The following is a 26,138-nucleotide window of genomic DNA, read 5'->3' on the forward strand; positions in this document are numbered from 1 at the left end:
CGAGCTCAACGGACGACCCCGGCAAACCCTGGGATGGCAGAATCCTGCCGAAGCACTCCACCAGCACCTCGTCGCAACAGCCACTTGAAACCGCCAGCCCTCGATACGCCGACATGCCGCAACCCGTGGATCAGGACCGGTGGCAGTACCCGTGGCACCCAGGGCTGTCAGTTCATGGGGTTGACCCGGAGGAAGCCGGTCACGCACATTCGCTTCACCAGACGCGTCTGCGGCGGGCTGAGGCGTGGGGCGATCTCGCCGTACTTGACGGGGCCGCCGCTCAGCAGGTTCCACAGTTCGTCCACGCCGTCCCGCTGCGGATCGGCGTCGATGGTGACGCCGTGGGGATCGTCGGTGGAGTAGATCCGCCGGCACGGCACGGTGTCCCGCAGCGGCGACGGCGACGAGGCGGCGTTGGTGATCGGGTTGCGCCAGTAGTCCGTCATCCCGTCGAGGATCGCGGGCGGGAGTTGGACGTTCGCCGGTGGGTTGGTGGCCTTGAAGCCCGGCACCACGAACGTGACGCTGTCGCGGATCGCCGTGGTGGGGGCCAGCGCGACGACCGCGTCGTCGGTGAGGTCCGCCGGCTCGGCGAGGGCGCTCGCCGCCAGGTACGGGCCGGCCGCGTCCAGGTCCTCGACCTTCCGGCTGCCGTGCGTCATGACCTCCAGCAACGCTGGCTGGAACGCCGTGTTGAGCAACGCGTCGAAGGTCTGCTCACGGATACCGAGGTCGGCGCCCGTGCCACGGGTGTTCCAGTAGATGCTGCCCGGGTTGTTCTTCGCGATGGCGTGGTACCACTGGTCGATCATCAGCGCGAACGTCTCGGCGGTGCCGTGCCACTTGGCGTTGTAGTCCTGCCACAGCTGGCGCTGGTCGGTCTCGTCGAGGCTGCCGTCGGTCGTCTTCCGCAGTAGCAGCGCGGCGGTCGCCGCCTGGGTCAGGGCCACCGCGACGCCCGAGGAGAACAGCGGGTCCACGAAGAACGCGGCGTCGCCCACGAGCAGGTGCCGCTCGTCGTAGTCGGCGAACTCCTCACTGACCCGCGAGTAGTTGGTGGCGGTCAGCATGTCGTCGGCGACCGGCACGGCCTCACCGATGAGGTCCTTCAGGTACGGCACCTGACGCACCGTCTCCAGGAAGGTCTTCTGGTCGGTGAAGTCACGACCCGGTTCCCGGAGTACGGCCGGGTTCGTCACGATGCCGATCGAGTGGGTCAGGACACGCCTACCGTTGATGACCTTCGGTACCGGGATGTACCAGCACCAGCCGTCGCGGAAGGCGAAGCAGCCGATCGGGGAGAGGTTGTCCGCGGTGAAGATGTTCCAGTCCGCGACGAGGTTCTGGGTCTGGCCGCAGTTGGTGAAGTGCTGCCAGATCGCGATGTTCTTGAAGTTGGAGAGCCAGCCGCGCTTGTTGCGAGCCGCCGAGACGCTGCTCTGGCGCCCCGACGCGTCCACGAAGTAGCCGGCACGCACCGCTCTGCCGTCGCCCAGCCGCACCAGGCCCCCGCGCCCGTCCGGCTCGTACGCCGTCACCGCCACGCCCTGGAACACTTCCACCCCCACGTCCGCCGCGTGGTCCAGCAGGATGTGGTCGAACTCGGCCCGGTTGACGTGCATCGTCCACCGGTGCACGCCGTCCCGCTCGAACAGCACGTCGTCGAAGCGGGCGATGCTGGGCCGTTCCGGGTCCCAGGAGAAGATGCCACCGAACTTCTTCACCCAGCACGGGCTGCCGAGAACCTTGGCCAGCGCACCGCTCTCCTGTAACGCGGGAACAACGGGGTGGGCGAAGGACTCACCGATGTGCTCGCGGGGAAAGACCTCCCTGTCGAAGATCGCAATTCGCAGGTCGGTGCGTTGGGCGAGCAGGGCGCCGAGGGTGGACCCGGCCGGGCCACCGCCCATGATCACGACGTCGTAGTACTCCCGCACGTGTCTGACCTCTCGTTCGCTGGTACACGGTATGCGCCGGGTGCTGCGGTGCCGGAAGGTGAAATGGTGCGCGAGGTGCGTATTTTGCGGTGCCCATATTTTGGGATGACGGAATCGGTCCGGAACGGGTCACGCCCGCTTCCTGAATTTCGCCGCCGTCAATATAGCAACATCGACCTACGGCTTTATATCGGATTCCAACAAATTACATGCGCCGCCAATCCGGCCAGATCTCCTCGAATCCGTACCTGCTCCAGTGGATCAATCGAGGCTCCGGCAGCACCGCCTCGTCCCGGCCGCCCTGACGCGTCGAATCGGCCGGCGTTCTGCCGTGCGCGAAGCGGCGGACGCGGCCCCGATCCGCGTGGTCGGCTGGTCACATGCGGGTCGTGGTGCTGGGTGGTACCGAGTTCATCGGACGGCGGGTGGTCGAACGGCTGGTCGGGCGGCACGACGAGGTCGTGGTGGTCCACCGGGGGCGGACCGAGCCCGAGGACCTCCCCGACTGCGGGCACCTGCACGTCGACCGGCGTGACTTCGCCGAGGTCGCCGACCGGATACGCGGGTTCGCGCCGGACGCCGTGGTCGACTCGTACGCGCTCACCCGGGCGGATGCCGACGCGGTCCTGCCGCACCTGCCCGACGTGCCCCTGGTGCTGCTCTCCAGCGTCGACGTCTACCGGGTCTGGGAGTTGCTCCTCGCCGACGACGACACCCCGCTGCCGGCGCCGGTCACCGAGGAGGCGCCGCTGCGCCGGGGGCGCTTCCCGTACCGGGGGCAGGGCACCGGGCTGGACGACTACGACAAGCTCGACGTCGAGCCGGCGTACCTGGCCCGGGGCGGCACCGTGCTCCGCCTCGGCATGGTCTACGGCCGGCACGACCAGCAGCGACGGGAGGAGTTCGTGCTGCGACGGGTCCGGGCGGGGCGCGCCCGGATCCCGGTCGGCGCGGGCGACGCCCTGATCACCCGCCTGCACGTCGACGACGTGGCCGGGGCGGTGCTCGCCGCTCTCGACCGGCCGGAGTCGGCCGGGGGCGAGCTGTTCAACCTGGGCGAGTCGGTCACCTATCCGGTACGGGGCTGGCTGCGGCTGATCCTGGACGCGGCCGGGCACGATGCCGAGCTGGTCCGGGTGCCCGACGAGCGGGTGCCGGACGATCTGTGGTTGACCCGGCGGCTGGCCCAGCACGTGCTCGTCGACAGCGGCAAGGCCGGCCGGCTGCTGGGCTGGCGACCGACGGATCCGGCGACCGCGGTGGCCCGTTCGGTGCGCTGGCACCTGGACCATCCGCCGGCGGACGCACCGGCCGACTTCACCGCCGACGAACGCGCGCTCGCCGGCTGACTTCACCACCGCCGAGCGCGCACTCGCCGGCTGACTTCACCACCGCCGAGCGCGCACTCGCCGGCTGCCCCGGCCCTCCGGCCGGTGCATGATCTCGACCCGCAGATGGTCGCTCCCGCCCGCCGGTAGCACGAACGGGGCAGCTCCAAAGCGACTCCAAAGCGACCCTCCCGCTCCGTCGACATCACGCTGGGTCACCGGGTATGCCAGGATGCGGTTTACTGGCGACGTGATCATCGACGCCTCCGGGCCGGCCATCCGCCGTGCCGCATGAGCTACCAGCTCAGTGCGGTCGTCGCCGACGTCGAGCTGCTCGCGGAGCAGACCGGCGAGCTCGACCACGCCGTCCTCGCCGCGCTCCGGCAGGACTTCGCCCTGCTGCCGGTCACTCCGCAGTTGGTGGAGGAGCTGACCGGGTCGCTGCCCGACTTCGCCGTCGAGGAGCTGGGCCCACAGCGGCCGTTCCAGCTCGTGCTGTCGGCCGCGCTCACCGAGGTGTTCGCCCGCTGGTCGCGGCAGGGTCCGGTGGCGTACCTGGAGGCGGAGTTCTCCGGCGGAACCGGACGCCAGACGGCGGTGGTGTGGTTGGACGGAACGGTCGCCTGGGGGCCGTGTTTCGACGCCCTCCTCGACCGGCCCCGCGCCGAGTGGCCGATCAACACCGCGCTGGTCCGGATCGGGGTGGAGCCCGGCCGCTGGATCGATCCCTTCGCCGAGCTGGGCCTGCACCTGGAGGGGAGCACCGAGGGCTGGCTGGCACACGGGCGACGCCGCCTCTCCGCCGACTACTGGGATGATCTGGCCGAAGAGTGGGAATACCGGCAAAACGCCACAGACCAGCAACCTTGGCGGCCCGGTGCCGTTGGGGACTGGGGGATTTCATGACTTTGCGGCAGTTCTTGTTCATCGCGGCATTACTGACGGCGGCCTCGGTCGCCGGAAGCGGCAGCCGTCCACATGCGCCGGTCGGCCCGGCGGAACCGTTCGGACCGGTCGTCGACGAGGTGATCGACCTGCACGGGCTCGCCGGGGTCGAGTTCGGCGACAGCCAGCGGGAACTGGCCGAGCGGGGGATGCTCCAGGAGGCGGCCGAGTCCTGCGGCCCGAGCCTGGTCGGCCACGAGACGGTCAGCCCAGTCTTCTACGACGACCGGCTGGTGCTGCTCTGGGTCAGCGCCCCCGTCCGGACTCCGGAGGGGGTCACCGTCGGCACGCCGGTCGGCGAGCTGCGTTCCCGCTTCCCGTCACTGACCCGGCTCGACGCTCCAGAGGGGACGTACCGCTTCGACGGGCTGCTCGCCCAGCGGGGCGACCGCGCGTACCTGTTCCTCCACGACGGACGGACGGTCCGCAAGACGATCGCCGGTTACGCCGACTACGCCCAGCGCCTCTTCGACGAGGGCCACGGCCCCTGCTGACCCGACGGCGATCCCGGCACCTCACCACTCGACCGGCAGTTCCTGCGGTCCGCGCCCCCGCCGGACGCGGCCGTTGACCGGCCTGCCCTGGATATTCCAGGTGCGGGCCCGGGGCGTCGTGCGACGATCACGCACTGCGCGGACAATGCCGCCGGCCTGCCGGCCCGGCCGGACCTCGTGCCGCGCCGAGACTGTCGAAGATCAGGGGGAGGACGGCATGGAGTTCGAGGTACGCCGGATCGGACCGGAGTCGGTTACCGAAGCGGTGTCCGTACTCGCCGACGCCTTCGACGGCTACCCCTGGACGGCCTGGACGGTGGCGGCGGACCGGCACCGGGAGCGGCTGGAGGCGATGTTCGCCCAGACTGTCGACGCGGTCGGGTTGCCCTACGGTGACGTCTGGGGGGCGATGGGACCCGACGGCCGACCGGCTGCGGTGGCGGTCTGGCTGCGCCCGGACCGGCCGGTTCCGGACGAGGTCTGGGCCGGTGTCGCGGCGCGGGACGCGGAACTGGCCGGCGACCGGCATACGGCGATGCTCGCCGCCGACGCGATCTGCGCCGCGCTCCGGTCGACCGAGCCGGCATTTCTGCTGGCCACCGTCGGGGTACGCCGGACCTGTCAGGGTCGGGGGCTGGGCGGCCGGGTGCTGCGGCCCGGCCTGGCGGAGGCGGACCACGCTCACCTGCCGGCGGTGCTGGAGACGTCGTCGACGCAGAACGTACGGTTCTACCAGCGGCTCGGCTTCACCGTGACGGGGCAGGCCCAGGTTCCCGGCGGCGGTCCCCGGGTCTGGGCGATGCGCCGCCCGGCCCAGTTGATCGGAGTGGAACGGCTGGGCGAGTAGAAGCAGCACGGCGCCAGCCTGATGCCATCTTGAGCCACGGTGAGCCAACCTGAGCCAGATTGGGTTGTCTATGGCACCATGACGTGCCATAGTGATGCCATGGACCTGAACCCCTATGTGGCATCTCTCGGTCGTGAGCTGCTGACGGCTGTGGAGACCGGCGGCGACAACGGTGCCGCGTTGATCGAGCGGTTGACCGTGTCGATGGAGCCGGCGATCCGGCTCGCCCTGCTCGAAGCACTGTCGGCCGCCGCCGACGAGATCACCAGGGAGATGGCTCCCGGTTCGGTCCAGGTTCGCCTACGTGGCCGTGACCCGGAGTTCGTCGTGACGCCGCATCAGGTGGAGCAGCCACCGGAGGACACCACCGACCGGGTTGCGGTGCCGGCCGACGATGCCGCGACGGGCTTCGAGGACGGTGCCACGGCGCGCATCAACGTCCGTCTCCCGGAACAGCTCAAGACCGCGGTCGAGGAAGCGGCGGGCAAGGAGGGCCGGTCGGTCAACGCGTGGCTGGTGCGTGCCGCCTCGACCGCGCTGCGAGCCTCGGAGCGCGACCACGGCTCCGACCGGCGTGGCAAGCCCAGCACGCAGCGCTACACCGGCTGGGCGCGCTAGCCGAGCCCGGCACCTCTTCCTTTCACGTCCCCTACCAGCGGGGATGTTCTTCCGACTCCTTCTGAGGGGACAACCATGCCTGTTTTCGCCACCCCGGACCCGATCTCCGTCACGATCGAACTCTCCGCCGGCGACGTACGGCTCATCGCGAGCAACCGCACCGACACCGTCGTCGAGGTACGGCCGAGCGACGAGTCCGACGACTCCGACGTGAAGGCCGCGCAGCAGACCCGCGTCGAGTACGCCAACGGCGCATTGACCGTGCGCGGGCCGAAGGTCCGTGCCTTCGACCTCTCGAAGAAGACCAGGTCGGTCGCCGTACTCGTCGAACTTCCCGCTGGCTCGGCGGTGCACGGTGACGTGTCCGCCGGGGACTTCCACAGCACCGGCGTGCTGGGAGAGTGCCGGCTCAAGACGTCCGTCGGACACATCCGACTCGACCGGACCGGCCAGCTTCGCCTGGACACCTCCGCCGGCCACGTCACGGTCGACACGGCCGTCGGCGACGCCGAGATCGCCACCGGCAGCGGCCATGTCCGCATCCGCGAGATCGGCGGAGCAGCGGTCATCAAGAACTCCAACGGCAACACCGACGTCGGCACCGTCACCGGCGAACTGCGTGCGCGCACGGCCAACGGCGACATCTCCGTCGAGCGGGCCGACGCCGGAGTGGAGGCCAAGACCTCCAACGGAACCATCCGCATCGGCAGGGTCGCGCGCGACTCGGTGACGCTGACCACCGCGGCCGGCGACCTGGAGATCGGCGTCGCCGCGGGCACCGCCGCCTGGCTCGACCTGAAGACCGGGTACGGGCGGGTGCACAACGCGCTGGACGACCTCGGCCAGGGACCGGAGAAGTCCGAGGAGACCGTCGAAGTCCGTGCACACACCACCTTCGGCGACATCACCGTCCGCCGTTCCTGACCAGACCTCCCGAAGGGGCCTCCCATGACCACGCCATCCCAGTCGGCGATCTCGGTGAGCGGCCTGCGCAGGTCGTTCGGCGACCATGTCGTGCTCGACGGAATCGACCTGAATGTTCCACGGGGCACCGTGTTCTCGCTGCTCGGCGCGAACGGGGCAGGCAAGACCACCATGGTCAAGATCTTGTCGACGCTGATCCGCGCCGACGGGGGCAGCGCGCGGATCGCGGGCCACGACCTGGCCGCCGAGCCCGACGCGGTCCGCGCCGCGATCGGGGTCACCGGCCAGTTCTCCGCAGTCGACAACCTGCTGACCGGCCAGGAGAACCTGACCCTGATGGCCGATCTGCACCATCTGGGCCGGGCAGCGGGCCGGCGCAGGGTCGCCGAACTGCTCGACCAGTTCGACCTGGTCGACGCGGCAAGGAAACCGGCCGTGACGTATTCCGGCGGCATGCGCAGGCGGCTCGACCTTGCGATGACCCTGGTCGGCGCGCCCCAGGTGATCTTCCTCGACGAGCCGACCACCGGGCTGGACCCGCGCAGCCGCCGAGGCATGTGGCAGATCGTGCGGGAGCTGGTCGCGGGCGGCGTCACCATCTTCCTCACCACGCAGTACCTGGAGGAGGCCGACGAACTCGCCGACCGGATCGCGGTACTGGAGCACGGCAGGATCGTCGCCGAGGGCACTGCGGACGAGCTCAAGCGCCGCATCCCCGGCGGCCACATCGAGTTGCGGTTCGCCGACCTCCGCGACCTCGAGTCGGCCGCACGCACCGTGGGTCAGGCGTCCCGCGACAGCGACACGCTCGCCCTGCGGGTGCCGCACGACGGCAGCCTCCGTGCGCTGAAGGCCCTGCTCGACCGGCTCGACGAGAACGCGGTCGAGGTCGACTCGCTGAGCATGCACACCCCCGACCTCGACGACGTCTTCCTCGCCCTCACCGGCAAACCAAAGAACGAGAAGGTCGCCACCCGATGAGCACCGTGTCGTACGCACTGACCGACTCGGCGACGATGCTGCGCCGCAACCTCAAGCGCATGGTGCGCTATCCGTCCATGACGGTGACGCTCATCGGCATGCCGGTCATCTTCCTGCTGCTGTTCGTCTACGTCTTCGGCGGCACACTCGGCGCCGGGCTCGGCGGTCCCTCCGGCGGACGGGCGGAGTACGTCAACTACGTCACCCCCGCGATCATCCTGATGACGATCACCGCTGCGGTTCAGGGCACCTCCATCTCGGTGACCATGGACATGACCGAGGGCATCGTCGACCGGTTCCGCACCATGGCCATCGCCCGCGTCTCCGTCCTGACCGGGCACGTCATCGGCAGCCTCGTCCAGACGATGGTCAGCATCGCGGCGGTCATCGGCGTCGCACTGCTCATCGGCTTCCGGCCGTCGGCAGGTCCCGGCGACTGGCTCGCCCTCACCGGCGTCCTGGTGATGATGGCCTTCGCCTTCATCTGGTTGTCGGTCGCGTTCGGCCTGGCCAGCAAGACCGTCGAGTCGTCGAGCAACGTCGGCCTGCCGCTGGTGCTGCTTCCGTTCCTCGGCAGCGGGTTCGTCCCGACCGACTCGATGCCCACCGCGTTGCGCTGGTTCGCCGAGTACCAGCCGTTCACCCCGCTCATCGAGACCATCCGCAGTCTCCTGATGGGCACTCCGATCGGGAACAGCGCCGTCATCGCCATCGGCTGGTGCGCTGTCATCACCCTCGGCGGCTACCTCTGGTCCAAGAAGCTCTTCAACCGCGAGTCCACCCGGTGACTCGAACAGTCCGTCGCCGAGATCCCGACTTCGGCATCAGCTGAGACCACAAGCCGAACGCCCGGTCAGTCCGTCAGGACTCACCGGGCGTTCGCGCTGTTCACGAGCGGTGGCGGCGGGATTTGAACCCGCGGAGGGCGTAAACCCTCACACGCTTTCGAGGCGTGCTCCTTAGGCCACTCGGACACGCCACCGCCGAGAAGGGTACAGGACCACGGGCCCGGACGCCGAACCGGTATGCCACCGGACGGCCTGGCAGGATCCTTCTCATGAGTGTGCACATCGGCGCGAAGCCGGGAGAGATCGCCGAACGGGTCCTGATGCCGGGCGACCCGCTGCGGGCCAAGTGGATCGCGGAGACCTACCTCGAGGACGCCACGTGCTACTCGACGGTCCGGGGCATGCTGGGCTTCACCGGCCGCTGGAACGGCGTCGAGGTGTCCGTCCAGGGCTCCGGTATGGGCATGCCGTCGGCCTCGATCTACGCCCACGAGCTGATCAACGAGTACGGCGTCCGGTCGTTGATCCGGGTGGGCTCCTGCGGTGCCCTCGCCGAGGACCTGAAGCTGCGGGACGTGATCGCGGCGAACGGCTCGGCCACCGACTCGAACATGAACCGGGTGCGTTTCGACGGGCTCATCGACTACGCCCCGGTCGCCGACTTCGGGCTGCTGCGCACCTCGGTCGAGTTCGCCGAGCGGCGTGGCGTACCGATGCGGGTGGGACCGGTGCTGGCGGCGGACGCCTTCTACACCGACCGGCCGGACCTCTACGACCGGCTTGCCGACTACGGCGTGCTGGCGGTGGAGATGGAGTCGGCGGCGCTCTACACCATCGCCGCCCGGTTCCGGGCCCGCGCCCTCACCGTGCTGACCGTCAGCGACCACATCAAGACCGGCGAGAAGACCACCTCCGCCGAGCGGGAGCAGACCTTCTCCCAGATGGTCGAGATCGCTCTCGACACCATCGTCGCCTGACGGTGCTGGGTGGTTGCAGGGGGCCCTTCCTACGCAAAATCCGGTAGCAAGGGCCCCCTGCAACCAACCTCAACCGCCGCAACCGCCCTCAGCTCGGAGCAACCACGTCCGACCGGTGCGGCCTCAGCGGAAGAAGGCGCGCAGCAGGGCGGCGGACTCGGTCTCGAGGACGCCGCCGTACACCTCGGGCCGGTGGTTGAGCCGGCGGTCGCGCAGCACGTCCCAGAGCGAACCGGCCGCGCCGGTCTTCGGCTCCCAGGCCCCGAAGACCACCGTCGACACCCGGGACAGCACCAAGGCGCCCGCGCACATCGTGCACGGTTCCAGGGTCACCACCAGGGTGCAGCCGTCCAGCCGCCAGTGTCCGAGCCGCTGTGCCCCCCGGCGCAGGGCCAGCACCTCGGCGTGCGCGGTCGGGTCGCCGATCAGTTCCCGCTCGTTGCGCCCGACGGCCAGTTCGACGCCGTCCGGGTCGTAGAGCACCGCGCCGACCGGGACGTCGTCCGGGCCGACCGGAGCCGCTGTCGGGGTGTCCGGGCCGGTGACGGCGACCGCCAGCGCGCGGCGCATCCACAGCTCGTGCCGCTGCCGCCGGCCGACACCGCCCGGGTCGGCCAGTCCCGCCTCCGGTCCCGGTCCGACCCGCCCGACGTACCCGGGGGTGGGCTGGCCCGGCCGGACGGTCTCCAGCGCGGGGTCGGTGACGTCCGCCGGTTCACCGGCGGGACGCGGGAAGTCGGCGGCGGAAGGCGACCCACCGGCGGGAGGAGACCCGTTCACACCTCGCGCAGCTCCTCGATCTCGTCGGCGCAACCGAGCACCTGACACACCTCGGCGGTGACGTCGGCGGGGAGCATGCCCTCCCGGGTGCACAGGTCGACCAACCGCTGCGCGGGGATGCCCAGGTCGGCGAGGAGGTCGGCGTCCCCGACCGGATCGGCCTCGGGGTCGACCGCCGGCTGGTCGCTCTCCCCGCCGCCGGCCGTGCGCCGCACGTCGCCGACGTCGTCCAGGTCCGGCGCCTTCAGGTCGCCGACCAGCACCGACCCGAGCCGGGACTCCTCGGCGTACGCCGAGTCGGAGCCGAAGACCCGCAGGTCCTCCCCCTCGTCCAGGCGCAGCACGACCAGGTACGCGTCGTCGGCCTCGACGAAGAGCAGGGACAGGTCGGCGTCGAGCTCGACGTCCCGCAGGCGCTCGGCCACCTCGTCGAGATCCGTGACACCCCGCAGGCTCACCTCGGCGGCGGTCCAACCGTCCGCGTCCCGTACCGCGGCCGCAGCGAAGTACGACACTGTCCCCCCTGACTACCCGGCACCGCGTGCCGACCTGTTACGCGTGCACGGTAGCCGGTCGCATCGGTGGGCGACCGGTCAACGCCCCGATGAGGCGGTCAATCCCCGGGAAAGTCGAGCCGGTCCGCTCCGGCCGGCGACCGACGACGGGTGGCTGTTTCAGCCGGCGACCCGGCGGCGGGTGGCGATGAGCTGACGCAGCCGCTCACTGCGTACCCGCTGCGGTCGCTCGCGCTGGCGGACCGCTCTGGCCCCGGCAAGCTCCGCGAGGAGCTGCAGGCGTCGGCGGCTGCGTTCGGGGTCGAGGCGCGGGGTGGTCCAGGCCATAACGCCGAGGGTGGCCCAGTCCTGTCGCATACGTCAAGACGCGCTTCGGTGCGCAGCGGAACGACCACGTATCGCATACGTCAAGGCGCGATCGGTGCGCAGCGGAACGACCACGTAGCGCTCACCGGAACAGGCCGGTAGGCACCTCCGGCGCGCTCCTCACCAGAGTGGCCAGTTCCCGCTGCCCGCCCAACTCGCCACCACCACGGCCACGGCGATGCTCCAGCCGCCGGCCGTGACGATCGCCACGCCGGTGCCCACGCCCCGGTCGCCGAATCGGACCAGCACCAGGGCGACGACCCAGGCGACCAGGCCGGCACCGATCGTCCACCAGGCGTAGCCGCGCAGGCCCCCGCCGAGCAGGCCGAAGAAGAGCAGCCAGGCGGCACCGACCGCGCCACCGGCGGCGACGCCACTACCGGTGACCGGATGCGGCTCGCGGTAGGTCGGGCGGACGGGCCGCCCGGAGGGGAAGAGGCCCGACGGGGTACGCCCCGCCGGATGCCCCACGCCCGGCGGGGGCGGCGGGCCGGGTTGCCAGGTCATCGCCGTCGCTCCTCCCCGGGCCCGGCGGGCCCCCTCCCACCGTAGTGGTCTGTCAGGATGGTCGGGTGTTGCCGCGACTGATCGGGTGTGGGCCCACGCGGCCGGTTCTGCTTCTGCTCGTGCCGGTTCTGCTGGCCGGGTGCGCGACCACCCGGCCGGTGTCCGCTCCGTCGGCGTCGGCGTCGGCACCGGTCGGGTCGTGGTCGCCGACCGAGCCCGCCACCGCGTCGCAGCCGGCGGCGACCGGAACACCGACCGCCCGTCCCGCGCCGTCGGCCACCGGCCTGCGGTACGCCTTCCCGGTGCGGTCCCGCAAGGTCGGTTACCACCCGACCCACTCGGCGTATCCGGGCACGGACATCTTCGCGGACTGCGGTGAGCCGGTGGTCGCGGTGACCGACGGCGAGATCCTCGAGGTGAGCCGGGTGGACCGCTTCGACCCGGACGGGCCGAGGGGGCCGCACAACGGCGGCCTCTCGGTGTCGCTGCTCGGGGACGACGGTGTGCGGTACTACGGCTCCCACCTCAGCGTGGTCGCCGACGGGGTGGACGCGGGGGTTCGCGTCCGGTCCGGGCAGCAGCTCGGTCTGGTGGGCCGGACGGGCAACGCCAACAACGTCTGTCACCTGCACTTCGGCATCTCACCACCCTGCCCCGGAGAGGACGGCTGGTGGATCCGGCGGGGTGTGGTGTGGCCGGCGCGCTATCTCGACGCCTGGCGGCGGGGGGTGGACCGGGAGCCCGCCGCCGAGGTGCGGGCCTGGCACCGCGAGCACGGCTGCCCACCCGCCCCCACCTCGGCGAACTGATCCTCCACTCAGCGCTTAACCGGTAGGACACATTGACGAGTGTTGCCTTGTCGGCTACCGTCCGAGCGAGAGAGCGCTCTCACAGCACCCTTTCCCCCCATTTCTGACAAGCGCCCCGAAGTCGACCAAACCGGCGTCGGACGCGCGATGGAGGCCCGATGAAACCTCCCGTCCCCCACCGCCCGCTGGCGCTGGCCGCCGCGACAGCGCTGGCCGTCCTCGTCGGCGGCCTGGCCGTCACCGTCACCACCCCCGCCGAGGCCGCCACCGTCGGCCGGGGCAGCTACACCACCGACGCGGTCGGTCCGCTTCCCGCCGGCTGCGGGCAGATGTCCACCAACCCCCGCCAGTTCGTCACCGCCAACGCCCCCACCGGCCCGGTGCCCACCAACGACTGGTGGTCGTCCCTGCTGTGGAAGAAGACCGACTGCGCCTTCAGCGAGCCGCTGCACGCGCACCCGATCTCGTTCGACACGCTCACCGACGGCCTCGGCTTCTCGGCCACCTCCACCCCCGTCATCACCGGCACGGCGACCGGCGTCGGCGAGTTCAAGTACCCGTACCAGGAGGACATCCGGGTCGGGGTGGCCGGGCTCGCCGCGCCGAACGTCAAGGTCGACGGCTGGACCGACTGGACGGTCAGCCCGCACTGGAGCGACGGCGCCCGGACGATGCGGGCCACCATCGGCCACGGCCTGCCGTACGCCTACTTCCAGACCGGCGGCGGCGACGCGGTGGTCAACGTGACCGGCGGCAGCCCCACCGTCTGGTCGAACAGCGGCGGCACCATCGGCTTCACCGTCCGCGGCAACAACTACGTCGCGTACGCCCCGACCGGGGCCACCTGGACGGTCAGCGGCACCCGGATCTCCTCCAACCTGGCCGGCCGGGGCTACTTCTCGGTCGCGCTGCTGCCGCAGACCAGCGACGCGACGACCCGCGCCTCCCTCGCCGCCACCTACGGCCAGTACGCGCACGCCCACGTCACCGGCACCCGCGTCTCCTACAGCTACGACCAGGCCAGCAGCACGGTCCAGACGACGTACGCGTTCACCACCACCGCCCGCGAGGGCAGCGCCAACCGGACCGTGGTCAGCCTCTACCCGCACCACTGGAAGTCGCTGGCCGGATCCACCCCGATCGCGCAGACCTACCCGTCGGCCCGGGGCCGGATGAAGGTGCTCACCGGCGTCACCCAGTTCCAGACGTCGATGAAGTTCCACGGGGTGGTGCCCGAACTGCCCGCCGTCGCCACCGGCACCGGCAGCGACCTGACCACCCTGCGCAACCACCTCGCCGCCGTCCGGGGCAACCCGATGGACCAGCGGGGCAACGACACCTACTGGACCGGCAAGGGCCTCGGCCGGGCCGCCCGGATCGCCGAGATCGCCGACCTGGTCGGTGACACCGACACCCGTACCGCCGCGCTGAACGCCATCCGCAGCACCCTCACCGACTGGTTCACCGCCTCGTCGGGCAAGACCCAGCGGCTGTTCTACTACGACCGCAACTGGGGCACGCTGATCGGCTACCCCGCGTCGTACGGCTCCGACCAGGAGCTGAACGACCACCACTTCCACTACGGCTACTACATCGCCGCCGCCGCGACCCTGGCCAAGTTCGACCCGACCTGGGCCCGCGCGGACCAGTACGGCGGCATGGTCGACCTGCTCATCCGGGACGCGAACAACTACGTCCGCAGCGACACCCGTTTCCCCTACCTGCGGGACTTCGACATCTACGCCGGCCACGACTGGGCCTCCGGACACGGCTCGTTCGCCTCCGGCAACAACCAGGAGTCCTCGTCGGAGGGGATGAACTTCGCCAACGCGCTGATCCAGTGGGGTCAGGCCACCGGCGACACCGCCGTCCGGGACGCCGGCATCTGGATGTACACCACCCAGGCGGCGGCGATCAACGAGTACTGGTTCGACGTCGACAACGAGAACTTCCCCGCCGCGTTCGGCCACTCCACGGTCGGCATGGTCTGGGGCGACGGCGGCGCGTACGCCACCTGGTTCAGCGCCGAGCCGGAGATGATCCAGGGCATCAACATGCTCCCGGTCACCGGCGGCCACCTGTACATGGGCTACCGGCCGGCGTACAACTCCACGAACTACGCCGAACTGGTCCGCAACAACGGCGGCGAGCCCACCGTGTGGCAGGACATCCACTGGCAGTTCCTCGCCCTCGGTGACCCGGACTCGGCCCTGGCCAAACTCCGCGCGAACCCCAACTACACCCCCGAGGAGGGCGAGAGCCGGGCCCACACCTTCCACTGGGTACGCAACCTCGCCGCGCTGGGCAACGTCGACCGGTCGGTGACGGCGAACCACCCGCTGGCGGCGGTGTTCGTCCGCAACGGCGCCCGCACCTACGTGGCGAGCAACATCAGTTCGTCTGCGATCACCGTCCGGTTCTCCAACGGCACCACGCTCAACGTGGCGGCGGGCAAGACGGCCACCACTGGGGCGTACACCTGGAGCGGCGGCAACGCGAACGGCGGCGTGAACCCGAGTCCCACGCCGACCACGACGCCCACGTCCAGCCCGACCCCGACCCCCACCCCGACCGGAACGCCGGACTCCCCGACCCGCTACCTGCTCGCCGGGGGCGGTCTCGCGGGTGCCGGCAGCTCGGGCACCGCCACGGTCGCCGCCGCCAACGGCAACCACGACGGACGGCCGACCAACCCGCTGGTCTTCACCGCGACCGGCCTCGACCTCACCTACCAGGGAGGCAACGGCAGCTTCGACCTCTTCCTCGACGCCGGCACGGCGGTCGGCAACGGCGTGCAGCTGCGCGCCTCGTACGACCTGACCGGTGACGGCACCTTCGAGCGGGTGGAGACCTACCGCTACTTCGCCACCGATCCGGTCACCGGGTTCGAGCACTACACCCAGAACCAGGGTCTCCAGACGGCCACCGGCAGCCACGGCAACCTGCGCAACGGCACCGTCAAGCTGGAGGTCTGGTCGGCCATCGGCAGCAACCCGACCACCCTCGGCGTGGGCAACCAGTCGGTTCTCCGGCTCCCGCACGCCTGATCCCGCACCCAACGGCCCGGGGGCCGTCGTGGACCGCCAGGCCACGACGGCCCCCGTCTCCGTCCGCCCTGGTGGCCAGGGAGGAGTGACCGCGCGGGGCGCCCGACGATCGCGACCCGACCGGAAGGCGGGGCGGAAGGACGGGCGGAACGTGGGGCGGGGGCGTAGGTTCGCAGGGTGAGCCGGGATCCCGTCGCCGACCTGCGCCGCATCGCGTTCCTGCTGGAAAGGGCGAACGAGGCCACCTACCGGGTACGCGCGTTCCGCTCCGCAGCCGCGACGCTCGCCGCCCTGCCCTCCGGGGAGCTGGCCGAACGGGCCCGCACCGGGAAGCTCACCGAGCTGACCGGGGTCGGTGACGTCACCGCCCGCTGCGTGGTCGAGTCGCTGGCCGGCGAGGAGCCGGTCTACCTGCGCCGGCTGGCCGCCACCGAGGGCACCGATCTGGACGCCGCCGCCACCGACCTGCGTACGGCGCTGCGCGGCGACTGCCACACCCACTCCGACTGGTCCGACGGCGGGTCACCGATCGAGGAGATGGCCCTCGCCGCGGTGGAACTGGGCCACGAGTACCTGGTGCTGACCGACCACTCGCCCCGGCTCAAGGTCGCGCGGGGACTGACCGCCGACCGGCTGCGCCGCCAACTCGACCACGTGGCGCAACTCAACGACGCGCTGTCGGAGGGGTTCCGCGTCCTCACCGGGATCGAGGTGGACATCCTCGCCGACGGCTCGCTCGACCAGGACGACGAGTTGCTGGCCCGGCTGGACGTGGTGGTCGGCTCGGTGCACAGTGGCCTGAACGACGACCGGGCGAGAATGACCCGGCGGATGCTCACCGCCGTCGCCAACCCGCACCTGGACATCCTCGGCCACTGCACCGGGCGGATGGTGTCGTCCCGACCGGCCGGGGTGAGGGGCCCGGGCGACCGGGCGCACCGGCCGCGCACCCGGCCGGAGAGCGACTTCGACGCCGACGCCGTCTTCGCCGCCTGCGCCGAACACGGCAAGGCCGTCGAGATCAACTCACGGCCGGAGCGGCAGGACCCGCCGAAGCGACTGATCCGACGTGCCCTGGAGGCTGGCTGCGTCTTCGCGCTGAACACCGACGCGCACGCCCCGGGCCAGCTCGACTGGCAGCGGTTCGGCTGCGAACGGGCCGCCCGGTGCGGGGTGCCCGCCGACCGGGTGGTGAACACCCGGTCGGCCGCCGAGCTGGTCGCCTGGGCGCGGAGCCACGCCCCCGCTTGAGGACCCGCCCGGTCCCCCACCGGCGGCCACCCCCGCCGACGGACGAACCGGGCCGGCCGGGGATCAGTTCCGGGCGGGCACGGTGGGCACGGCGGACGCGACGGCGGTGGTCGCCGCGCGGCCCGGCCACCGGAGGAAGCCCTGCGACACCGCCACCCCGAGCAGCACGACCAGCGCCCCGACCGGCTGGTGCCAGGTCGGCGTCTCGTCGAGGACCAACGCGCCGATGAGCACCGCGAAGACCGGGATCAGGTAGGTCACCGTGGACGCCGCGCTCGCGCCGATCGACCGGATGTTGTGCATGTTGATCACGAAGGCCAGGCCGGTGCCGAGGGCACCGAGCGCCAGCACGCTGGCCACCACGTCCCAGGAGAGCGCGGTGGGCGCGGGCGGCGCCCCCGCCACCAGCGGTGCCACCACCGCCAGCTGGACGGTGGCGATCAGCAGCTGCGCCGCCGACAGCGCCAGCCCCGACTCGGCACGGCCCGCGACGAACCGCTTCTGGTACGGGATGGCCATGCCGTAGCAGGCCGCCGCGCCGAAGCACATCAACTGCCCGGTGAAGGTGGCACCGCCGACGCCCTGCCAGACCCCGAGCACCACCAGCACCCCGGCGAAGCCCAGCCCGAGTCCGACGGCCCGCCGCGCGGTCAACCGCTCGGTCCGGAACACCAGCACCGCCAGCGGCAGGACGACCAGCGGCGTCGTGGCGTTCCAGATGCCGGCCAGCATCGAGGGGATCCGCTGCTCGCCGTAGCCGAAGAGGGTGAACGGCAGCGCCACGCCGAACGCGGCCACCACCGTGAGGTGCAGCCAGAGCCGGCGGTCCCGGGGAAGCCGGTCGCGGAGCACGGCGAGCACCACGAGGAGGGTCAGCGCCCCGGTGGCGACCCGCCCCAGGGTGACGTAGAGCGGGTGCAGCTCCCGGATCCCGATCTTGATGAACAGGAAACTGGAGCCCCAGATCGCCGCGAGCAGCACGAACCCGGGCAGCCAACTGCGCAGGGGCGCCCGGTCAGGGGTGGGGTCCGGTGTCACTCCTGACACTCTGCCGCAGCCCCCCGACATTGTCCGGCGATATCCGGTCGCCGTGTCCCGCGTCACCGCAACCTGCCCACGGTCGTGGCGTTGACCAGCCGAGGAGGTGGCGACCGGTGGCCATGCCGATACAGTCCGACCCGCTCGTCGATCTCGACGGAATGTGGACGACCGCGCTCGCCGACCGTTACCTCCCGCTCCCGGAGCTGCCCAGGCGCGCCAGCTCACCCAGCTACTGGCACCCGGTGCCGAGGCCGCCGGCTGCTACGTGGAGTTCGTCTCCCCGGGCAGCCGCCGACAGGACTTCGTCGACGAGCCGCGCCGGTGCGCCGAGGGCGGCGTGCCGTACTTCATGCGGGTGGAGATCGTCCGGCGACTACGCAGCACGGCGGTCGAGTTCTTCGCCCTCGACGCGGCCGGCGGGTACGCCCCGGTCGCCAAGGCGGTCGGCGGCGAGCGGCTGACGGTCGACGCGCCGTCCCCGATCGACCTGGACCCGGCCGAGCTGCTGCCCTGAGCGGCCGGAAGCCGACCGAACCGCTGGCCGGGCACGCCGGAAAGAAGGTCGACAGCCGGGGGAGCCGGTCACGTAGGGTTCCCCCGTGGGACGAATCGACGACCTCGCGAACCGGTACGTGGTGGAGTGGGCCGCACTCAACCCGGCCGGTGCCACCTACGCCGGCATCGCCGGCCAGGACGACCGGCTCGACGACCTGTCACCGGACGGCTACGCCGCCCGCGCCGAGCTGGACCGGCGCACCTTGGCCGAACTGGACGTCATCGAGCCGGACACCCTGGCGGAGCGGACCGCCAAGGAGGCCATGCAGGAGCGGCTGGGCCTGACCCTGGCCCGCTACGACGCGGGCGAGGAGACCAGCGCGATCAACGTGATCGTCAGCGGCCTGCACGACCTCCGCTCGGTCTTCGACCTGATGCCGACCGAGGGCGAGCAGGCGGTGGCGAACGTCGCCACCCGGCTCCACCAGTTCGCCGGCGCGCTCGAGGGCTACAAGACCACACTGCGCGAGGCGGCCGACGCCGGTCACGTCTCCTCCCGGACGCAGATGGTCGAGGTCGCCAAGCAGTGCGACATCTGGACCGACCCGGACGGCGACAACTTCTTCCACGGCCTGGTCGAGCGGCTCGGTGCCGACGGCACGCTCGGCGCCGACCTGCGCCGGGGTGCGGCGGCGGCCACCGCGGCGACGGCCGAGTTCGGCCGGTTCCTCCGCACCGAGCTGGCGCCCCGGGGGCGGGAGAAGCAGGCGGCCGGTCGGGAACGCTACGCCCTGGCCTCCCAGTACTTCCTCGGCGCGAAGATCGACCTGGACGAGACGTACGCCTGGGGCTTCGAGGAGCTGGCCCGCCTGGAGGCCGACATGCGGACGGTGGCCGCCCGGATCGTCGGCCCCGGGGCGACCGTCGACGAGGCGGTGGCCACGCTGGACGCCGACCCGGCCCGCACGATCCAGGGCAAGGAGGCGTTCCGGGACTGGATGCAGGCGCTCGCCGACAAGGCCGTCAGTGAGCTGCACGGCACCCACTTCGACATCCCCGAGCAGGTACGCCGCATCGAGTGCTGCCTCGCCCCGACCAGCGACGGCGGCATCTACTACACCGGCCCCAGCGAGGACTTCTCCCGGCCGGGCCGGATGTGGTGGGCCGTGCCGCAGGGCGTCACCGACTTCTCCACCTGGCGCGAGGTGACCACCGTCTACCACGAGGGCGTGCCGGGTCACCACCTCCAGGTCGGGCAGACCGCCGTCCGGGCCGAGCTGCTCAACCGCTGGCAGCGGCTGCTCTGCTGGGTCTCCGGGCACGGCGAGGGCTGGGCGCTCTACGCCGAACGCCTGATGGACGAACTGGGCTACCTGGAGGATCCGGGTGACCGGCTCGGCATGCTCGACGCGCAGGCGTTCCGGGCGGCCCGGGTCATCGTCGACATCGGCATGCACCTGGAGTTGGAGATCCCCCGGGACAACCCGTTCGGCTTCCACCCGGGCGAGCGGTGGACGCCGGAGCTGGGCTGGGAGTTCATGCGTGCGCACTGCCGGGTGCCGGACGAGAACCTACGCTTCGAGCTGAACCGCTACCTGGGCTGGCCGGGGCAGGCCCCGTCGTACAAGGTCGGCGAACGGATCTGGCTCCAGGCCCGGGACGAGGCGAAGACCCGCAAGGGCGCCGAGTTCGACCTGCGGGAGTTCCACCGGCAGGCGCTCGACCTGGGCGCGCTCGGGCTCGACCCGCTGCGTCGGGCGCTCGCCCGGCTCTGACCGTCGGTGACGACCGGGCCGGGCGGTGACGTCCGGCCCGGTCGCCGGCCGGCTCAGGGCAGGGTCAGCCGGAGCGGTTCGTCCCCGGTGGTGAGGACGTCACAGTCGACGAAGGCCAGGTCGATCACCGGGTCCTGGAAGACGAGCTGCGGCGCGGTGATCGGGATACCGTCCGGGAACGGCAGGTCCGGGGTGAGCGTGACGGTGACCAGACCGGGACCGCCGAGCAGGGCGAGCCGACCAGTGAACCGGGTGGCGTAGAAGGCCACGTCGCCGTCGACGGTGAGCTGGTCGGTGACGTACCGCAGCGGAGTCCCGGCGGTGTCGGTCGACTGGAGTGCGAAGTCGTCGGTCACCGCCCGACGCATGCTGAACTTCAACGCCCGCAGTGTGCCGTCGACGGTCCTCAGGTCGACGACCCCCTCGAAGCGGATCCCGGTCATCACCACCTTCGAACCGGTGAGCTTCGACGGCGTGCCCACCGTGGGCATTCCCGGCTCGGCGCCGATCCGGGGCAGCGGCTTGCCCGGCTGGACCGGCTCGGGCTGCTCGGGCTCGTCGGGCTCGTCGGGTGTGAAGGTCGGGCAAGCCGACGGGGCAGCGGACGTCGCGGCCGGGGCGGGACGCGCTGAGGGCGGCCGGCCCGGGGTGGCGCCCGGCGTGACCACGACCGGGGTCGGAGTCCGCTCCGGCTGCTGCCGGGCGTCGTCTCCGGGGCGGAGGTCCCCGTTCTCCCCGGCGATGTCGGTGACCAGGCTGCCGTCCGGTCCGGCGGGGGTGGTCGGGTCGGCCGTACCGGGATCGGGGGTGGGGGTGCCGGGATCGGGGGTGGGGGTGCCGGGCCCCGGGGTGGTCGGCGGGCCCGGGGTGGTCGACGGGCCGGACGGAGCCGACGCGGTCGGAGCCGGGCAGTCGGAGCCGGCCGGCGCGGCCCGCACCGGCGTCGGGCCGTTCAGGGCCAGCAGACCGGCCGTACCGAGGCCGAGCAGGGCCACCGTCCCGGCGAGGAACCGGGGATCGCGGGGGGACAGCCTGGTTTCCCGATCGACGGGCATGATCTCGTCCACCAGGGTCCGGTCCCGGTCGTCCACCTCCGGTGTGTCCGCCGGGCCCGGCCCGGCCGACGAGGCACCGGCGGGCGGCACGGCAGTGGGCTGTGCGACGGCGGACGACTCACCGGCGGTTGGCTGTTCGGCTGTCGGCGTCTCCCCGGTCGGGGAGGTCGTCGGCGCACGGGCGGGTGCCCAGGCGAAGCCGAGAGCACTGCCGACCATGCCCAGCAGCAGGCCGACGAAGAAGCCGCCGAGGTTGACCCCGATCAACGAGAACACGGCGGTGACCGCCGCGACGACGGCGTAGAACATCCGGTGCTGCGGGGCGAACCACATGAACATCCCACAGGCCACCAGGATGGTGGGGATCACCCAGGAGAGGAACCCGGTCGGCCCCATCTGGAACGTCAGGCCGCCGAGGCTCATCTGGGTGGTGCCGAAGATCTGCACCCCGGCCAGGGCGGTCAGCAGTCCACCCCAGAACGGCCGACTCCGCCGCCACCGGTGGAATCTCCGCCTCGCCTGGCTGAACCCGCCCGGACGGGCATGCTGCGGGTCCGCGCTTGTCACGTACGCCTCCTGGCGGCTCGGGTTGGTGGGGGCGGGAGGGACGGGCCGGCGGGGCCCACGGCGGTGTCCGCGTGGGCCCCGGAGTCACCTCAGAAGCACTCCTTGGCCTCGGCACCGACGTTCACCTTCAGCTTGAGCCCGGTGAGGGTGAAGGTGCCGGCGCTGGTCGAGCGGGCCACCTGCTTCAGGTCGGTGATGACGACGCTGTCCGCGCTCTGCCCGAACGACTTCGGCGTGGCCTTCCCGTTCAGGTCGGTGGCATCCCGTCCGATCTTGATGTTCGAGAAGGTGGCGTCACCCTCCAGCGAGTCCATGTCGATGAGCAGGCCGCTGGCGGTGGCCGGTTTGCCGCCACCACCGGCGTTGATGGTGAGCACGATCGGCATGTTCGGGATCTTCACCGACTGGCAGAGGTCGTGGAGTCTGGCGCTGGCGATCTCCGAGACGGCGACCGGGTGGGTGGTGCCGTCCTTCTCCTCGACCATGCCGCCGTACTGCTTGAAGCCGTCGCCCTCCAGCTTGGAGGCGCCGACCTTGAACGTCTGTCCGGAAACGGCGAAGGACGCCGCGATGGCGCCGTTCGCCATGCCCACCACGATGGCACCGGCGACGACGGTGGTGGGCACCAGCATGGCGGCGAACCGACGCCAGCGCACGCCGCCGTGGGTCGGGGAGTCGGTGGAATCCTGCACGGGTCCTCCTCGGAAGGGGTCACCGGGCGCGGGACGCCGCCCGGGACTACGGGGGAGCACTTCGCGGCGCTGCGGACTCACGGTGCTGCTGACGGTGCGCAGCGTGCGGATTGGATGGTCGCGCGTGGCGACGTACGTCACAAGACCCTTGCTACCCGCCGGTAACTCCAAGACTGCATCGAAGATCGCGATTCCCTTACCGGCCGTGAGAACGCCCCGGAGCGCGTACCGGGCAAACCGCCTTGATTGCCGCAAGGCGCCTCTGTCGACCTCACCAGCGGTAGCCATGCCATCGACAGGTCACATTTTGGGAACGGCCACCTGACAAACCGCTGGGGATGATCGGTGACCAACCGTCCGGTGGATGGACCGCGGAGCCGTCCGGTAGTGATCAGCCGACCGCCGTCAACCAGTCGTGCACCAGCTGGTGGTCGATCGAGTCCGGTTGGCCCCATGCCCCCACCGCACGTCACCGTGCCATGTCCGAGGGCACCGGCGCGATCCGGTACGACACGCGTACCGACCTGCATGGTGATGCGCACTGCCGGCGGCCCCTCCGCGTTGGTTACCGTAGTTGTTCACCGGGGAGTTCCCCGCTCCCCCCGTGGTACGTCCGATCGAGGTTCTGCCTGTGACTCTGTACGGCGACAAGCTGCCTCCCGCCGACGACCGGCCGACCGTCCAGGTCGCCGCGGTCACCTGGCCCGCCACCGACGCCGGGCCGCCCCAACCGGCCACCGGGCCGCAGCCCACCGGCCCGACGCCCGCTCCGGCCGCCTCCCGGAGAGGACGACGGCGACGGGTGGTGCTCGCCGCCGGGGTGGCGACCGTGCTGCTCGCCGCCGGTGCCGGCGCGGGCGGTTACGCGTACGCCGGTGAGGTCCCGCGGGGCACCACGGTGCTCGGCACCGAAGTGGGCGGCAAGAGCCGGGCGGACGCGGCCCGAGCGCTCCGGGCCGAGCTGGACCGCCGGGCCGTCACACTCGCCGCCCCCGTGCCGGTACGCATCGGCGACCGGACCACCGACATCGCGCCGGCCGACGTCGGGCTGACGGTGGACGTGGACGCGACCGTGGCGGCGGCCGTCGAGGCCCAGGCCGCCCCGCTCAGCCGCCTCTTCGGCTCCCGTACGGTCGAGCCGGTGGTGACGGTCGACCCCGCCCGGTTGGAGACCGCGCTGGAGGCGGCGGTCGGCCCCCAGGGGCGCAAGATGACCATGCCGAAGATCACCTACAGCGGCACCACCCCGAAGAAGGTCCACCCGAAACCCGCCCTCACCGTCGACGCGCAGGCCTCCGCCGAGGCGTTGCGCAGGGGCTGGCTCAGCGCGGAGCCGGTGACCGTGCCGCTGGTCGAGAAGCACCCGGCGACCACCGCCGAGGAGGTCGACCGCCTGGTGACCGAACTGGCCGCGCCCGCAGTCGCCGCACCGGTCAAGCTGACCACCGAGAAGGGGTCGGTGACCATCCCGCCGAGCGCGATCGCACGGAGCCTGAGCTTCCCCGCCGACAAGACCGGCAAGCTCGGCCCCAAGCTCGACGTCAAGAAGCTGCGGGCCGCCTTGGGGGACAAGCTGGCCGCCATCGAGGTGGAGCCCCGGGACGCCGCGATGACGCTGACCGGCGGAAAGCCGAAGGCCGTCCCGAGCCGCCCCGGACAGCGCCTCGACGACGCCGCCCTGGGCCGCGACCTGCTCGCCGTCCTGCCGAAGGCCGACGGCCGCACGGTCGACGGCGTGCTCAAGCCGGTCGATGCCGACCTGACCACCGAGGAGGTCACGCAGCTCGGCATCAAGGAGAAGGTGTCCAGCTTCACCACCTACTTCACCGGCGGCCTCTCCTCGTCGCGCAGCAAGAACATCGTCCAGATCGCCAAGGACGTCGACGGCACGGTGGTCCAGCCGGGTGAGACGTTCTCCCTGAACGGCCACACCGGTGAGCGCAGCTACAAGCAGGGCTACCACGACGCGCCGGTCATCCTCAACGGGAAGCTCGTGCCCGGGGTCGGCGGCGGGACGTCCCAGTTCACCACCACCCTGTTCAACGCCATCTACTACGCGGGCCTGGAGGACGTCGAGCACAAGCCGCACTCGTACTGGTTCAGCCGGTATCCCGCGGTGATCGAGTCGACGATTTTCTACCCCAACCTCGACTTCAAGTTCCGCAACAACACCCCGTACGGGGTCATGATCGACACCTCGTACACGTCGGGGTCGGTGACCGTGGCGATCTGGGGCACCAAGATCTACGACAGTGTGAAGACCGAGTACAGCCCCCGCCGGAACATCACCAGGCCGAAGACCGTCCACCTGGAGCCCGGACCATCCTGCATCCCCACCAACGGCATCAACGGCTTCACCCAGGACGCCTACCGGATCATCCGCAAGGACGGCAAGGTCGTGAAGCGCGAGAAGTTCACCTGGACCTACCAGGCGGAACCGCGCTTCGTCTGCGGGCCGTAGCACCGCCGACGTCCATCGGACGCGCCACGACGCCCCGCCGGCCATCGGACCGGCGGGGCGTCTGCCTTTCCGCGTACGCCGCAGCGGGCCACGTTCCGCGCCGCCAGGCTCAGGCCTCCGCCGCCCGGGTACGCCTCAGGGCCGCACCTCGGCCAGCCCCTGCCGTACGCCCTCGGCGTCCCGGTCGGTTCCGTAGACCGGGGTGTCCGGCTGTTGCCGCCAACTCTCGTCCAGAGTCCCGGCGTCCACCGGGTCGAACCCGAGCGCGTCGACGACCTCCATCACGAGCCGCTTGGCCTCCTGGTCGTCCCCGGCGACCGGGAGGCCGATCCGGTCCGGGGCGCCGGCTGGGCGGCCCCTCTCCAGCAGGTGCCCCGCCTGGATGTTGTTGAACGCCTTGACCACCCGGGCGCCCTTGAGGCGGTCGGCCGTCCACCGGCTGGAGGTAAGGCTCCGATCCGCGATCTCCGGGACGTCCCCGTCCCGTTGGGGGTAGTAGTTGTTGGCGTCGACCACCACCCGGCCCTCGAACGCCGCAGCGGGCAGCTCCGGTACGGCCTTCAGCGGTACAGCCACCACCACGAGGTCCCCGCTGCGCGCCGCCTGATCCACCGTGCCGGGGGTCGCCCCGGTCTCCGTGGCGAGGTCACGCAGCGAGTCCGGTCCGCGCGAGTTGGCCACCGTCACGTCGTGGCCCAGGTCCCGCAGCCGTCGGGTCAGGGTGCCACCGATGTGGCCCGAGCCGATGATGCCGATTCTCATGAGCGCTCTCCTGCCTCCGCCGGTAGGGCGGTACGGGTCGGGACTAGAGAGCAGGTACCCCGATGGGGCTGGCTGATTCCCTCGGGAAATACAACGAGGGCCACCCTGTTGCCAGGGTGGCCCTCGTAAAAGAAGTCCGGCGGTGTCCTACTCTCCCACACCCTCCCGAGTGCAGT

24 protein-coding genes and 1 tRNA gene are annotated in these 26,138 nt (G+C 71.3%); 15 read left to right on the forward strand and 10 right to left on the reverse strand.

Annotated features, from left to right (window positions below; all coding sequences use genetic code 11):
* Positions 1-167: 167 nt before the first annotated feature.
* Complete coding sequence (locus ACIBJE_RS31015) at positions 168-1,937, reverse strand: NAD(P)/FAD-dependent oxidoreductase (RefSeq protein WP_396753832.1); 1,770 nt, start codon at positions 1,935-1,937, stop codon at positions 168-170.
* Positions 1,938-2,317: 380 nt separating this feature from the next.
* On the opposite strand from ACIBJE_RS31015, the gene ACIBJE_RS31020 reads away from it, so the two are divergent.
* The 8 genes from ACIBJE_RS31020 to ACIBJE_RS31055 all read left to right on the forward strand — a co-directional run bounded on the left by ACIBJE_RS31020 (position 2,318) and on the right by ACIBJE_RS31055 (position 8,862).
* Positions 2,318-3,286, forward strand: coding sequence for an NAD-dependent epimerase/dehydratase family protein (locus tag ACIBJE_RS31020; protein WP_396753833.1), 969 nt, complete (start codon positions 2,318-2,320; stop codon positions 3,284-3,286).
* 270 nt (positions 3,287-3,556) lie between these two features.
* A complete protein-coding gene (locus ACIBJE_RS31025) occupies positions 3,557-4,171 on the forward strand; it encodes a hypothetical protein (RefSeq protein ID WP_396753834.1) in 615 nt (204 codons plus the stop codon).
* Between the two features lie 32 nt (positions 4,172-4,203).
* Positions 4,204-4,704 (forward strand): hypothetical protein, encoded by a 501-nt coding sequence (locus tag ACIBJE_RS31030; RefSeq protein WP_396753852.1) that lies wholly within the window; start codon positions 4,204-4,206, stop codon positions 4,702-4,704.
* A gap of 217 nt (positions 4,705-4,921) precedes the next feature.
* The gene (locus ACIBJE_RS31035; protein ID WP_396753835.1) at positions 4,922-5,551 is read left to right on the forward strand and encodes a GNAT family N-acetyltransferase; all 630 of its coding nucleotides are present in this window, start codon (positions 4,922-4,924) and stop codon (positions 5,549-5,551) included.
* Between the two features lie 99 nt (positions 5,552-5,650).
* Positions 5,651-6,169 carry a hypothetical protein gene (locus tag ACIBJE_RS31040; protein ID WP_396753836.1) on the forward strand — a complete coding sequence of 173 codons (519 nt, stop codon included), beginning with the start codon at positions 5,651-5,653 and terminating at the stop codon, positions 6,167-6,169.
* Between the two features lie 75 nt (positions 6,170-6,244).
* Positions 6,245-7,093: a DUF4097 family beta strand repeat-containing protein gene (locus ACIBJE_RS31045; RefSeq protein ID WP_396753837.1), complete on the forward strand. Its 849-nt coding sequence runs from the start codon at positions 6,245-6,247 to the stop codon at positions 7,091-7,093.
* A 24-nt stretch (positions 7,094-7,117) separates the two neighbouring features.
* Positions 7,118-8,074, forward strand: coding sequence for an ATP-binding cassette domain-containing protein (locus tag ACIBJE_RS31050; protein WP_396753838.1), 957 nt, complete (start codon positions 7,118-7,120; stop codon positions 8,072-8,074).
* On the forward strand, positions 8,071-8,862 hold the full coding sequence (locus tag ACIBJE_RS31055) for an ABC transporter permease (RefSeq protein ID WP_396753839.1): 792 nt from the start codon (positions 8,071-8,073) through the stop codon (positions 8,860-8,862). Before ACIBJE_RS31050 ends, ACIBJE_RS31055 begins: the two co-directional genes overlap by 4 nt.
* Before the next feature lie 107 nt (positions 8,863-8,969).
* Here the strand turns inward: ACIBJE_RS31055 and ACIBJE_RS31060 are convergent.
* A tRNA-Ser gene (locus tag ACIBJE_RS31060) sits at positions 8,970-9,056 on the reverse strand.
* 75 nt (positions 9,057-9,131) lie between these two features.
* Between ACIBJE_RS31060 and deoD the strand changes: the two genes are divergently transcribed.
* Complete coding sequence (gene deoD, locus ACIBJE_RS31065; protein WP_396753840.1) at positions 9,132-9,839, forward strand: purine-nucleoside phosphorylase; 708 nt, start codon at positions 9,132-9,134, stop codon at positions 9,837-9,839.
* Between the two features lie 123 nt (positions 9,840-9,962).
* On the opposite strand, the gene ACIBJE_RS31070 is transcribed toward deoD, so the two are convergent.
* From ACIBJE_RS31070 to ACIBJE_RS31085, 4 genes are all read right to left on the reverse strand, one after another.
* The gene (locus ACIBJE_RS31070) at positions 9,963-10,409 is read right to left on the reverse strand and encodes a nucleoside deaminase (RefSeq protein WP_396753853.1); all 447 of its coding nucleotides are present in this window, start codon (positions 10,407-10,409) and stop codon (positions 9,963-9,965) included.
* A gap of 206 nt (positions 10,410-10,615) precedes the next feature.
* The gene (locus ACIBJE_RS31075; RefSeq protein ID WP_396753841.1) at positions 10,616-11,134 is read right to left on the reverse strand and encodes a tRNA adenosine deaminase-associated protein; all 519 of its coding nucleotides are present in this window, start codon (positions 11,132-11,134) and stop codon (positions 10,616-10,618) included.
* Positions 11,135-11,293: 159 nt separating this feature from the next.
* Positions 11,294-11,491, reverse strand: coding sequence for a hypothetical protein (locus ACIBJE_RS31080; RefSeq protein ID WP_396753842.1), 198 nt, complete (start codon positions 11,489-11,491; stop codon positions 11,294-11,296).
* A gap of 129 nt (positions 11,492-11,620) precedes the next feature.
* Positions 11,621-12,007 (reverse strand): hypothetical protein, encoded by a 387-nt coding sequence (locus tag ACIBJE_RS31085; protein ID WP_396753843.1) that lies wholly within the window; start codon positions 12,005-12,007, stop codon positions 11,621-11,623.
* 302 nt (positions 12,008-12,309) lie between these two features.
* Here ACIBJE_RS31085 and ACIBJE_RS31090 point away from each other — a divergent pair, with 302 nt between their 5' ends.
* The 3 genes from ACIBJE_RS31090 to ACIBJE_RS31100 all read left to right on the forward strand — a co-directional run bounded on the left by ACIBJE_RS31090 (position 12,310) and on the right by ACIBJE_RS31100 (position 17,114).
* On the forward strand, positions 12,310-12,816 hold the full coding sequence (locus tag ACIBJE_RS31090; RefSeq protein ID WP_396753854.1) for a M23 family metallopeptidase: 507 nt from the start codon (positions 12,310-12,312) through the stop codon (positions 12,814-12,816).
* A 158-nt stretch (positions 12,817-12,974) separates the two neighbouring features.
* Positions 12,975-15,863: a glycosyl hydrolase gene (locus tag ACIBJE_RS31095; RefSeq protein WP_396753844.1), complete on the forward strand. Its 2,889-nt coding sequence runs from the start codon at positions 12,975-12,977 to the stop codon at positions 15,861-15,863.
* Between the two features lie 177 nt (positions 15,864-16,040).
* A complete protein-coding gene (locus ACIBJE_RS31100) occupies positions 16,041-17,114 on the forward strand; it encodes a PHP domain-containing protein (RefSeq protein WP_396753845.1) in 1,074 nt (357 codons plus the stop codon).
* Between the two features lie 63 nt (positions 17,115-17,177).
* Here ACIBJE_RS31100 and ACIBJE_RS31105 read toward each other — a convergent pair whose 3' ends face one another.
* A complete protein-coding gene (locus ACIBJE_RS31105) occupies positions 17,178-18,152 on the reverse strand; it encodes a DMT family transporter (RefSeq protein ID WP_396753846.1) in 975 nt (324 codons plus the stop codon).
* Between the two features lie 163 nt (positions 18,153-18,315).
* Between ACIBJE_RS31105 and ACIBJE_RS31110 the strand changes: the two genes are divergently transcribed.
* Together ACIBJE_RS31110 and ACIBJE_RS31115 are read left to right on the forward strand one after the other, a co-directional pair.
* Positions 18,316-18,669 (forward strand): hypothetical protein, encoded by a 354-nt coding sequence (locus ACIBJE_RS31110; RefSeq protein ID WP_396753847.1) that lies wholly within the window; start codon positions 18,316-18,318, stop codon positions 18,667-18,669.
* Between the two features lie 85 nt (positions 18,670-18,754).
* Positions 18,755-20,425, forward strand: coding sequence for a DUF885 domain-containing protein (locus tag ACIBJE_RS31115; protein WP_396753848.1), 1,671 nt, complete (start codon positions 18,755-18,757; stop codon positions 20,423-20,425).
* A gap of 53 nt (positions 20,426-20,478) precedes the next feature.
* Here the strand turns inward: ACIBJE_RS31115 and ACIBJE_RS31120 are convergent, their stop codons facing one another.
* Positions 20,479-22,047: a DUF6114 domain-containing protein gene (locus tag ACIBJE_RS31120; protein ID WP_396753849.1), complete on the reverse strand. Its 1,569-nt coding sequence runs from the start codon at positions 22,045-22,047 to the stop codon at positions 20,479-20,481.
* A gap of 89 nt (positions 22,048-22,136) precedes the next feature.
* Positions 22,137-22,739, reverse strand: a complete 603-nt coding sequence (locus ACIBJE_RS31125; protein ID WP_396753850.1) for a DUF6230 family protein — start codon at positions 22,737-22,739, stop codon at positions 22,137-22,139.
* 625 nt (positions 22,740-23,364) lie between these two features.
* Between ACIBJE_RS31125 and ACIBJE_RS31130 the strand changes: the two genes are divergently transcribed.
* Positions 23,365-25,200: a VanW family protein gene (locus ACIBJE_RS31130; RefSeq protein ID WP_396753855.1), complete on the forward strand. Its 1,836-nt coding sequence runs from the start codon at positions 23,365-23,367 to the stop codon at positions 25,198-25,200.
* Between the two features lie 135 nt (positions 25,201-25,335).
* Here ACIBJE_RS31130 and ACIBJE_RS31135 read toward each other — a convergent pair whose 3' ends face one another.
* Positions 25,336-25,962 (reverse strand): NADPH-dependent F420 reductase, encoded by a 627-nt coding sequence (locus tag ACIBJE_RS31135; RefSeq protein WP_396753851.1) that lies wholly within the window; start codon positions 25,960-25,962, stop codon positions 25,336-25,338.
* Positions 25,963-26,138: the final 176 nt, after the last annotated feature.

This window comes from Micromonospora sp. NPDC050187 (assembly GCF_044459745.1).
Taxonomy (GTDB): domain Bacteria; phylum Actinomycetota; class Actinomycetes; order Mycobacteriales; family Micromonosporaceae; genus Micromonospora.

Bases quoted from the DNA above. Each gene is read 5' to 3' on its own strand.
- ACIBJE_RS31045 (WP_396753837.1), top strand. From the start codon at position 6,245: ATGCCTGTTTTCGCCACCCCGGACCCGATCTCCGTCACGATCGAACTC.
- ACIBJE_RS31020 (WP_396753833.1), top strand. From the start codon at position 2,318: ATGCGGGTCGTGGTGCTGGGTGGTACCGAGTTCATCGGACGGCGGGTG.
- ACIBJE_RS31040 (WP_396753836.1), top strand. From the start codon at position 5,651: ATGGACCTGAACCCCTATGTGGCATCTCTCGGTCGTGAGCTGCTGACG.
- ACIBJE_RS31080 (WP_396753842.1), bottom strand. From the start codon at position 11,491: ATGCGACAGGACTGGGCCACCCTCGGCGTTATGGCCTGGACCACCCCG.
- ACIBJE_RS31085 (WP_396753843.1), bottom strand. From the start codon at position 12,007: ATGACCTGGCAACCCGGCCCGCCGCCCCCGCCGGGCGTGGGGCATCCG.
- ACIBJE_RS31055 (WP_396753839.1), top strand. From the start codon at position 8,071: ATGAGCACCGTGTCGTACGCACTGACCGACTCGGCGACGATGCTGCGC.
- ACIBJE_RS31135 (WP_396753851.1), bottom strand. From the start codon at position 25,962: ATGAGAATCGGCATCATCGGCTCGGGCCACATCGGTGGCACCCTGACC.
- ACIBJE_RS31050 (WP_396753838.1), top strand. From the start codon at position 7,118: ATGACCACGCCATCCCAGTCGGCGATCTCGGTGAGCGGCCTGCGCAGG.
- ACIBJE_RS31095 (WP_396753844.1), top strand. From the start codon at position 12,975: ATGAAACCTCCCGTCCCCCACCGCCCGCTGGCGCTGGCCGCCGCGACA.
- ACIBJE_RS31070 (WP_396753853.1), bottom strand. From the start codon at position 10,409: ATGCGCCGCGCGCTGGCGGTCGCCGTCACCGGCCCGGACACCCCGACA.
- deoD (WP_396753840.1), top strand. From the start codon at position 9,132: ATGAGTGTGCACATCGGCGCGAAGCCGGGAGAGATCGCCGAACGGGTC.
- ACIBJE_RS31035 (WP_396753835.1), top strand. From the start codon at position 4,922: ATGGAGTTCGAGGTACGCCGGATCGGACCGGAGTCGGTTACCGAAGCG.
- ACIBJE_RS31025 (WP_396753834.1), top strand. From the start codon at position 3,557: ATGAGCTACCAGCTCAGTGCGGTCGTCGCCGACGTCGAGCTGCTCGCG.